The 8,244-nt window shown below is 56.0% G+C and carries 7 protein-coding genes; 4 read left to right on the forward strand and 3 right to left on the reverse strand.

The features are described from left to right. Nucleotides 1–136 precede the first annotated feature (136 nt). The gene (locus ACP5OT_RS15725; RefSeq protein ID WP_424676197.1) at nucleotides 137–685 is read right to left on the reverse strand and encodes a GNAT family N-acetyltransferase; all 549 of its coding nucleotides are present in this window, start codon (nucleotides 683–685) and stop codon (nucleotides 137–139) included. A gap of 225 nt (nucleotides 686–910) precedes the next feature. On the opposite strand from ACP5OT_RS15725, the gene ACP5OT_RS15730 reads away from it, so the two are divergent. Continuing rightward, the gene (locus tag ACP5OT_RS15730) at nucleotides 911–2,098 is read left to right on the forward strand and encodes an acetyl-CoA C-acyltransferase family protein (protein WP_428132656.1); all 1,188 of its coding nucleotides are present in this window, start codon (nucleotides 911–913) and stop codon (nucleotides 2,096–2,098) included. A gap of 96 nt (nucleotides 2,099–2,194) precedes the next feature. Beyond that, nucleotides 2,195–2,938: a 3-oxoacyl-[acyl-carrier-protein] reductase gene (gene fabG, locus ACP5OT_RS15735; RefSeq protein WP_424676199.1), complete on the forward strand. Its 744-nt coding sequence runs from the start codon at nucleotides 2,195–2,197 to the stop codon at nucleotides 2,936–2,938. 12 nt (nucleotides 2,939–2,950) lie between these two features. Here the strand turns inward: fabG and ACP5OT_RS15740 are convergent, their stop codons facing one another. Then, nucleotides 2,951–3,256 (reverse strand): hypothetical protein, encoded by a 306-nt coding sequence (locus tag ACP5OT_RS15740; protein ID WP_424676200.1) that lies wholly within the window; start codon nucleotides 3,254–3,256, stop codon nucleotides 2,951–2,953. Between the two features lie 68 nt (nucleotides 3,257–3,324). Between ACP5OT_RS15740 and ACP5OT_RS15745 the strand changes: the two genes are divergently transcribed. Together ACP5OT_RS15745 and ACP5OT_RS15750 are read left to right on the forward strand one after the other, a co-directional pair. After that, nucleotides 3,325–6,561, forward strand: a complete 3,237-nt coding sequence (locus ACP5OT_RS15745; RefSeq protein ID WP_428132658.1) for a BTAD domain-containing putative transcriptional regulator — start codon at nucleotides 3,325–3,327, stop codon at nucleotides 6,559–6,561. Nucleotides 6,562–6,737: 176 nt separating this feature from the next. Then, nucleotides 6,738–7,136, forward strand: coding sequence for a hypothetical protein (locus ACP5OT_RS15750; RefSeq protein ID WP_428111858.1), 399 nt, complete (start codon nucleotides 6,738–6,740; stop codon nucleotides 7,134–7,136). A 5-nt stretch (nucleotides 7,137–7,141) separates the two neighbouring features. On the opposite strand, the gene ACP5OT_RS15755 is transcribed toward ACP5OT_RS15750, so the two are convergent. Beyond that, nucleotides 7,142–8,128 carry a biotin-dependent carboxyltransferase family protein gene (locus ACP5OT_RS15755; RefSeq protein ID WP_424676203.1) on the reverse strand — a complete coding sequence of 329 codons (987 nt, stop codon included), beginning with the start codon at nucleotides 8,126–8,128 and terminating at the stop codon, nucleotides 7,142–7,144. Nucleotides 8,129–8,244 lie beyond the last annotated feature (116 nt).

An 8,244-nucleotide genomic window follows, 5' to 3' on the forward strand; every position in this document is an offset into this window, starting at 1 on the left:
TATCATCCTCTGTAGTCTATTGCGGACGCTTCGCAGCGGCCTTTTGACAGCCTCAGGGAGTTTTCGCAAAAGGTTTGGTATAGCGTATATCAAATCATTGGGGAGTGACCCTGTCGCAACTCATCTTGATATATCATCACACTCGTAAGAAGGCCGACATAATCACCACATCGTGCAACTCACCGTTGCGGTCGATCGCGTGACGGGCCAATTGGCCTTCGACTGCAAAACCGAGACGCGAGAAGATGGCTTGACCGGCTTTTAACGCGGCGAGCATCGCTACTGTCACCTTCTGAGCACCAAGATCACGAGCTGTATCAACAATAGCTTGGGCCATATAGGTACCAAGCCCGCTCCGTCGCCAACCCGGCTTCACAATTAACCGCAGCTCGGCCACGTGGTTTGACCAACCCGGTATACGCCGCGCCGACGTGTAGGCGACAATCGAGCCGTCATCAGCGACTGCGACAATCTGTCGCCAATTCTCGGCATATGAGGCGTTGACGAGCCGAGCAATAATTTCCGGGTTAGTAAAGTCTTCTTCAAGATACAGCAGATCGTCTTTTGGTAAACTCAAACCAAAATCGGCTAATGCTGCTCGATCATTTTCTACCAGTGGCCGAATGGTTACTTGTCGGCCATCTTTCAATGCTACATTGCTAATCGCATCGCTGCGTAGGGCCATGCCCAGCCTCCTGCGGTGTGCCGATGAGGGATCCGATGCTCCATTCAAGTATGTGAAATATACCACATGAAGTTACAGCTCGGTTACGTTTCCGAATCCCAACTTGATTGAACATGAAGGTGTTTCTTTACGATAAGTGTGGTTGAAGCTGGTATAATGATAATCGTTCCGTGAAAGAGGCAGCAACCGGCGGAGTCGCCGACGACCCGTCGTAAGGAGGTTGTGATGAGCGAAAAGCGTGAAGTCGTCGTACTGAGTGGCGTGCGCACGGCTATTGGCACGTTTGGTGGCACTCTCAAAGACACCCCCCCAACCGAACTTGCGGCACTGGTAACGCGCGAGGCAGTAGCTCGCGCCGGTGTTCAACCGGACAAAATCGGCCACGTGGTATTTGGTCATGTGATCAATACTGAGCCACACGATATGTACATGGCCCGTTATGCAGCGGTGCGTGGCGGTTTACCGGTTGAGACGCCGGCACTCACCCTCAACCGATTATGTGGGAGTGGCCTGCAGGCGATTGTCTCTGCTGCTCAGTATATTCTGCAAGGTGATATTGACGCGGCAGTGGCCGGTGGCGCCGAATGTATGAGCCGTGGTCCCTATAGCTTGCCGGCAATGCGGTTTGGTGCTCGGATGAACGATACCAAAGTTGTCGATATGATGGTCGGTGCACTGACCGATCCGTTTGACGATTGCCATATGGGGGTCACGGCTGAGAATGTCGCGGCAAAGTGGGGGATTAGCCGCGAAGATCAAGACCAACTCGCCTACGAAAGCCATATGCGTGCGGCGCGTGCTATTGACGAAGGACGCTTCGCTAGCCAAATCGTGCCGGTTGAGATCGAGACCAAAGGTGGAACTACCCAGTTTATGGTCGATGAGGGCGTGCGTCGTGATACCACCATTGAGAAGCTGGCCAAGCTACGCCCTGTCTTTCTCAAGGATGGGACGGTTACCGCCGGGAATGCCTCGAGTATCAACGATGCTGCGGCTGCCGTTGTCTTGATGGATCGGGCAACGGCTGAGCGGCGTGGCTACAAACCCTTGGCACGCTTGGTCGGTTATAGCAACGCTGCTGTTGAGCCGAAGTATATGGGGATTGGCCCGGTGCCGGCGGTGCGTCGTCTGCTTGAGCGCACCGGTCTGCGGATCGACGATATCGATCTCTTCGAGGTCAACGAGGCCTTCGCTGCCCAAGCGTTGGCCGTGATCCGCGATCTGGGCCTGCCCATGGATCGCACCAATCCGAATGGCAGCGGTATTTCGCTTGGTCACCCGATTGGCGCTACCGGTTGTATCCTGACCGTCAAGGCAATTCACGAGCTGCACCGTACCGGTGGCCGTTATGCGCTGGTGACGATGTGTATCGGTGGCGGACAAGGTATCGCTGCGATTTTTGAGCGGATGTAGGTGTGCTACAATTGTTGGGGAGCGAGCGGGCAATCCTGGGCACGAGGTTGCCCGCTCAAAGAACACAAATAAAATTTGGTTGTGGTGGAGGCAGGAATGGGTAAGTTAACCAACCGGGTGGCGATCGTCACCGGTGCTTCGCGTGGGATTGGGCGGGCTATTGCATTGGCGTTGGCAGCCGAAGGCGCAAAGGTAGCCGTCAATTACAATAGTAGTGCAGCCGCCGCGCAAGAAGTGGTAGATACTATTATTGCACAGGGCGGTGAGGCGATACCGATCCGTGCGAATGTCGGTCAAGCTGATGAAGCACGGTCAATGGTGCAGCAGGTGATTGAGCGATGGGGAAGGGTCGATATTCTGGTGAATAATGCCGGTATCACCCGTGATCGCACGCTTCGTAAGCTTACCGATGAGGATTGGAGTACGGTCATCCAGAATAACCTCAACAGTGTCTATTACTGTACGACTGCCGTGATGCCGTACATGATCGAACAGAAGTACGGACGGATTATCAATATTAGCTCGTTTGTGGGGCAAGCCGGGAACTTCGGCCAAGCCAACTACGCTGCTTCAAAAGGTGGAATTATCGCCTTTACCAAAACGGCAGCGCTTGAGCTGGCCAAATACAATATCACCGTCAACGCACTTGCGCCCGGTTTTACCATCACCGATATGTTGTCCAAAGTACCTGAGCAGATTCAAGAACAGATCAAGGCCCGTATCCCAATGGGTCGCTTCGGTTTACCCGAAGAGATTGCAAAGGCTATCGTCTTTCTTGCTGCTGACGGCGATTACATAACCGGCCAACAGATCAACGTTAACGGTGGCGTATATATGTAACCGTTCTTTCGGCTACGATTTGCGCATCCGTTCAATAATCGATTGGATATCGCCGACGTATCCTTGCCATGCCTGCAACATCTCTTGACTCAGACGTTGCTGTGTACGGATTGCGTCGGCCACGGCTTGTTCAGTCGAATGGCGTAAACTACGGCTGTAGTCCCAATTCTTCAGCACCAAATCGAACGCCATATCAGTGCTGGCAGTGAGTAACTCGTTCCAAACCCGCAACGATTGAAACATCGGATCGGTCAGATCGGGTATAGCTGACCGTGGGGTGTTCGTGGATTGGCGGTCGTGTTCTTCGTTGTTCTGCATTGTATCTGGCCCCATGTACAATACAATCACGTTGACATTACGCTGAGTAATTGTTGCAACGTAGTACGTTGCTCGCGAAACTGATCCCTGCTATCCTCATGGTATCACAAGCGGTTACAGGTGAGTATAACGAACATCTGTTGCGGCCTCGCCTATTGCCACCCCCACCACCGTTGCACCGCATCCGTCGGGTGCGGGTCGAGCAGCGGCTGGCGGTAGCTGTCGATGCTCCCTTGACTATTGTAGTGGCACCACCCGGTAGTGGGAAGACGGTTGCCTTAGCCGCACTCGCAACCCATGGTGGCTGGCCCGCTGCATGGTGTCGTGCCGATGCCGACGATGATCCGCCGCGCCTGCTCGCCCACCTTGCTGCTGCCCTGAGTCGGGTGACATCCCTCGATCCCAATCGTCTACCACGAACGATTGATGGTTTGATTAACGCACTAACCGGTGAGCTTGATGATGAAACGCTGTTGATTATCGATGATGCGCATCTGATCGATGAGCAGCCAGAACTGCGTGCCCTTATTGAACGGTTTATCATGGCTCAGCCTCCACGATTACATCTCATCCTCGCCGGATGGCACGAACCCGATTCTCCCCTGATCGCGACGGCTCGTTTGCGTGGTGAAGCGTTGTTGATCGAAACCGCTGATTTGCTTTTTACATCCGATGAAGCTGCTCAGCTTTGGCAGCAGGCCGGCAAAACGTTACCGGTTGATTTCGATGAGTTAATGTCGTTCAGCGCCGGATGGCCACTCGCTTTACGGATTGCACTCGATGCGACCGATTGGCGGAGTGCGCTTGGGCTGCGTGAACAGAAGAGTAAGCCAGCCCTTGACGATTATCTGGAACGAGAAGTGTTTGCACGGCTGCCCACACCGTTGCAACGTTGCCTACAACGCAGCGCAGGTCTGCGCTGGATCACCCCCGATCTGTGTGCAGCCATCGATCCAACCTTCAATTCATCTGAACTCATTGCCGAATTACGTCGCCGCCGCCTCTTTGTCGAACCATTTGGTGAGCATGGTGTCCGGTTTCAGCCACTGATCGCGGCGTGGCTGTCTCGCCGAGCGGCTGCCGATCCGGAATGGGTGCATCTGCACCGCAAGGCTGCGGTATACTTTCAGCAGCACGGTGATCACGAAAGTGCGTTGTACCATCAGATTGCTGCCGGTGATCCTGCCGCAGTAACCACCTTCCTCCCACTGGCCCGCACGCTGCTAGCCGAGCGTCGCGCCGAAGCTGTGCTCGATTGGATGCGACGGTTAGCGTTGACCGGTGATGAAACCCCAGAATTGATCGAGATTCAAGCCGCTGCACTTCACCAGCTCAATCGGCTTGAAGCTGCCTTGGCCACCTACCGCCGGGCCGAGCGGGCTTTTGCCGCGAGCGGTGATCGACTTGGTCAGTCGCGTTGTCTGCGTGGGCAGGCTGCAATCTACCTTGATACAGTTCAACCGGCTCCGGCTACCGATCTGTTACGTCGGGCTTTGAAGTTGTTGCCACGTCAATGTGGTGCGGAACGGATCGAGTTGTTGCTGATGCAGGCCGAGAATTGGGCCAATCGCGGACGAGCCGATATCGGGTTGCGACTTGAGCAGACGGCGCGTCAGTTGGCGAAAGCCCACAGGTTGTCCACGCAGTACGATCCGCAGGCTGAAGTGCTCCGGCCTCGCTTGTTGTTGCGGGCCGGACGTCTGCGTGAAGCACGGCAGTTGCTCGAAGAACGGCTTTGGTCCGAACAGTCGTTTACGCGAGCAACGGGCCATCGTGAACCACTTTTATTGCTGGCGCTGATTAACGCAATGCTCGGCATGGGGCCACAAGCACTAGCCTTTGCCCATCGCATGTTGATCGAAGCGCAACAGAGTAGCAATGTAGTTACGGAGGCTTTGGCCGAGTTGCGCCTTGGTCATGCTTATCAACTCATCACTCGTGGCGATGATCAAGCGGCGCTCCAACACTATAGCCGTGGTTTGCGTCTGTTGCAACAGGTGACAGTGCCGCGGACTCGTGCCGAGGGGTATCTGGGTCTGACGCTGCTTCACGGTCATGCCGGCGATTTGGCCCGTGCTGAGGCCAACGCTCGTGAAGGTCTATTGCTGGCCGCTTCAGCCGGCGATGAGTGGGTCGCCGCTCTCATGTTGCTCGCCCTTGGCAGTGTTACCCTTGTGGCCGATGATCCGCGCGGTTACGAATGGCTCGATCAGGCCGAACAACGATTTCAAGCCGGTCATGATACCTTTGGTTTGTTTCTTGTGCATCTCTGGCGAGCATTAGCAGCCCTGCGCGCCGGTCGGACTACTGCGGTCGATCCGTTGGTCGATCAGGTCATGCGCGAAGCGGCGGAGTATGGCTACGAGAATGTCTTGATCGGACCGAGTCTGTTTGGACCGCGCGATATTGCGGCGTTGGTGCCGCTACTCCTACGCGCCCGCACGATGCCGGCCCACCGCGATACCGCTATTCGTCTGCTGCGGCAGGGTTTTCCCTCGATTGCCACCGATGACACGGTCGATGATTACCATCCCGGTTTTACGCTACGGGTGCAGATGTTGGGGGCATTCCGGGTTTGGCGGGGGAATCAAGAGATTCAAGCGCGTGAGTGGCAGCGCGAGAAGGCGCGTCAGCTTTTCCAGTTGCTGCTGACGATGCGTGGTAATTGGGTACAACGCGAGCAGATCTGCGCATGGCTGTGGCCTGATGCCGACCTCGAAGCGGCCGAACGTCAGTTTAAGGTAACCTTGAACACGCTTAACACAGCGCTTGAGCCACACCGTCCGCCGCGCGTACCCCCGTTCTTTATCCGTCGGCAAGGGTTAGCGTATAGCTTTGCCCCTTCCTTCGGTGTATGGATCGATGTTGACGAGTTTGAACTGCGTGCCAGTAGTGCATTGACGGCAACCGACCCCGATTTTGCGCGCCGCAGCGCCCAAGCTGCGCTCCAACTCTACCGCGGTGATTATCTCGCCGAATCACTGTATGATCCATGGACAACCGAAGAGCGTGAGCGTTTGTTGGCCCGTTATCTGGCAACGGCTGTTGCATATGCCGAACAACTGAGTGCCGAAGGAAATCACAACGAGGCGATCCAGATCGCCGAACAGGTGTTGCGTCGTGATCGCTGTTACGAGGAGGCGTACCAATTGCTGATGCGTGCCCATGCCCGCGCCGGCAGCCGTTCGCAGGCGATGCGCGCCTATACACGTTGTGTCCAAGCGTTACGTGAGGAATTAGGTATTGAGCCGTTGGCTGAAACGGAAGCGCTCTACCTGCGTATCCGCCTGAATGAGCCGATTTGACTTTTATTGTGAAAATTTGTACGATGAGAGTGATAAATGTTCGGCGTTTGTCGCGTGGGCAGCATATGCCAATAGCACGGCTGCATTGCTCGGTTTAGCCCGCGAACGCTACGCTTAGCGTACTGCCGGCATACAGAGTACTGAGGTGCATCGTTCTGTCTTAGACGGAGTAACGTATGGATCCCATCTTTACCACTATTCGTCAAATTCACGCCATTTTTGGGCGTGAAGTCATGTCGGTCTTAATCGTTGTGGCTGCCATCTACCTGGCCTTTACCTATCGGCCCAACACACCGCGTAGCCCGGTGGCGCGAATCTTTCCGGTGTTGGTGGACATCCAAGCCACGTTGGGTTTAATCTACTGGTTAGTCGGTATCTTTAGCGGTATCACCTATTTTCTCACGTTCCCCTTTATTCTCCATCCGTTACTAGGCTTAGCGACGGCGGTAGTCGGCCATATCTTTTTCGGATCGCGTAATCCCTTTGCCAAACTTGGGCGGTGGTCAGCACCGGCGGCGCTTGGAATTATGCTGGTATTAGTGTTGAGTAATGTGATGATTGCAACAATGGCCTGATGATCTTATCCAATGGCACCGGCTTGCGCCAACAGTTCACCGCTCTCGTCATCTTCCGGGCCGGCGGCGAGCCATGCCGCTTGCTCGGCCAGCGCTGCATACGCTGTAGCCAGATCGGTAGCCGCGAACACCAGCCGGTCACTAGGCAAGAGTTGGGCCGCTAGCGGGAGATCGGCGCCGATGACGACAGCAATCACCGGATAACCGCCGGTCGTTTGGGCATCGGCCATCAACAGGATCGGTCGGCCATCGGGTGGTAACTGGATCGCTCCCGGTACGATTCCGAATGAAGCTAGCGAGTGGGTAAACGAAGGTAAGATGGCACCGGCCAGTCGATAGCCTTGCCGGCTGGCCGCTTGTTCGATCTGCCATGTAGCGGATAGTAGCCCGATCCAAGCCATCGGCAATTGATCCGCATGAGGGCCAGGAATGACTCGCAAGCGTGGTTGAGGGCCGTAGGGTGGACGCCGGTTCGACGGCCACCAACGCATCCCGTCGGCTGCCATCGCGGATCGAGCGTGGACGATAATCCGATCACCGGCACGTAAAGCCCGCCCTTGATAACCACCAAACCCACCGGCCAAACAGGTGCCTGCACCACCGATCGCCCACTCCACGGCTAGTTCGCCGGCTACCGCCAGATACGCACGGCCGCCCCAGCCGCCACGTCGTCCGCCAAAGGTGATGGTACTGCCGGCCGGAGCGACGGCGCTATACCACGGGACAAGCGGTGTATCGTTGAGCCGCGCTTGCAAATCGGCGCCGGCCAGACCAATGGTGATAGCTGTGCTGCAACGGAGCTGGGTTCCACCAGCAGTGATCTCGAACGCCGGTGCGTGAGGCTGGTTACCGGCTAAGCGGTTAGCTACAGCTAACGCAAACCGATCCATCGCTCCACCCGGCGGTACCCCGTAGCGCCGCGCTGCTGGCCGCCCCCCGTCTTGGATTGTCAATAGCGGCCCGGCCGCGATGATGTCGAGAAATGTAGCCACGTGCGTGTTCGATTCGGATCAATAGGACACGGATTCACACGGCTTGGGGACGGATATGCACGGATCAGAAAAAACCGTGTGTATCCGTTCTCCTGCCCCCATCATCAAACCTCTTT

It is taken from the genome of Chloroflexus sp. (assembly GCF_049970315.1).
Taxonomy (GTDB): domain Bacteria; phylum Chloroflexota; class Chloroflexia; order Chloroflexales; family Chloroflexaceae; genus Chloroflexus.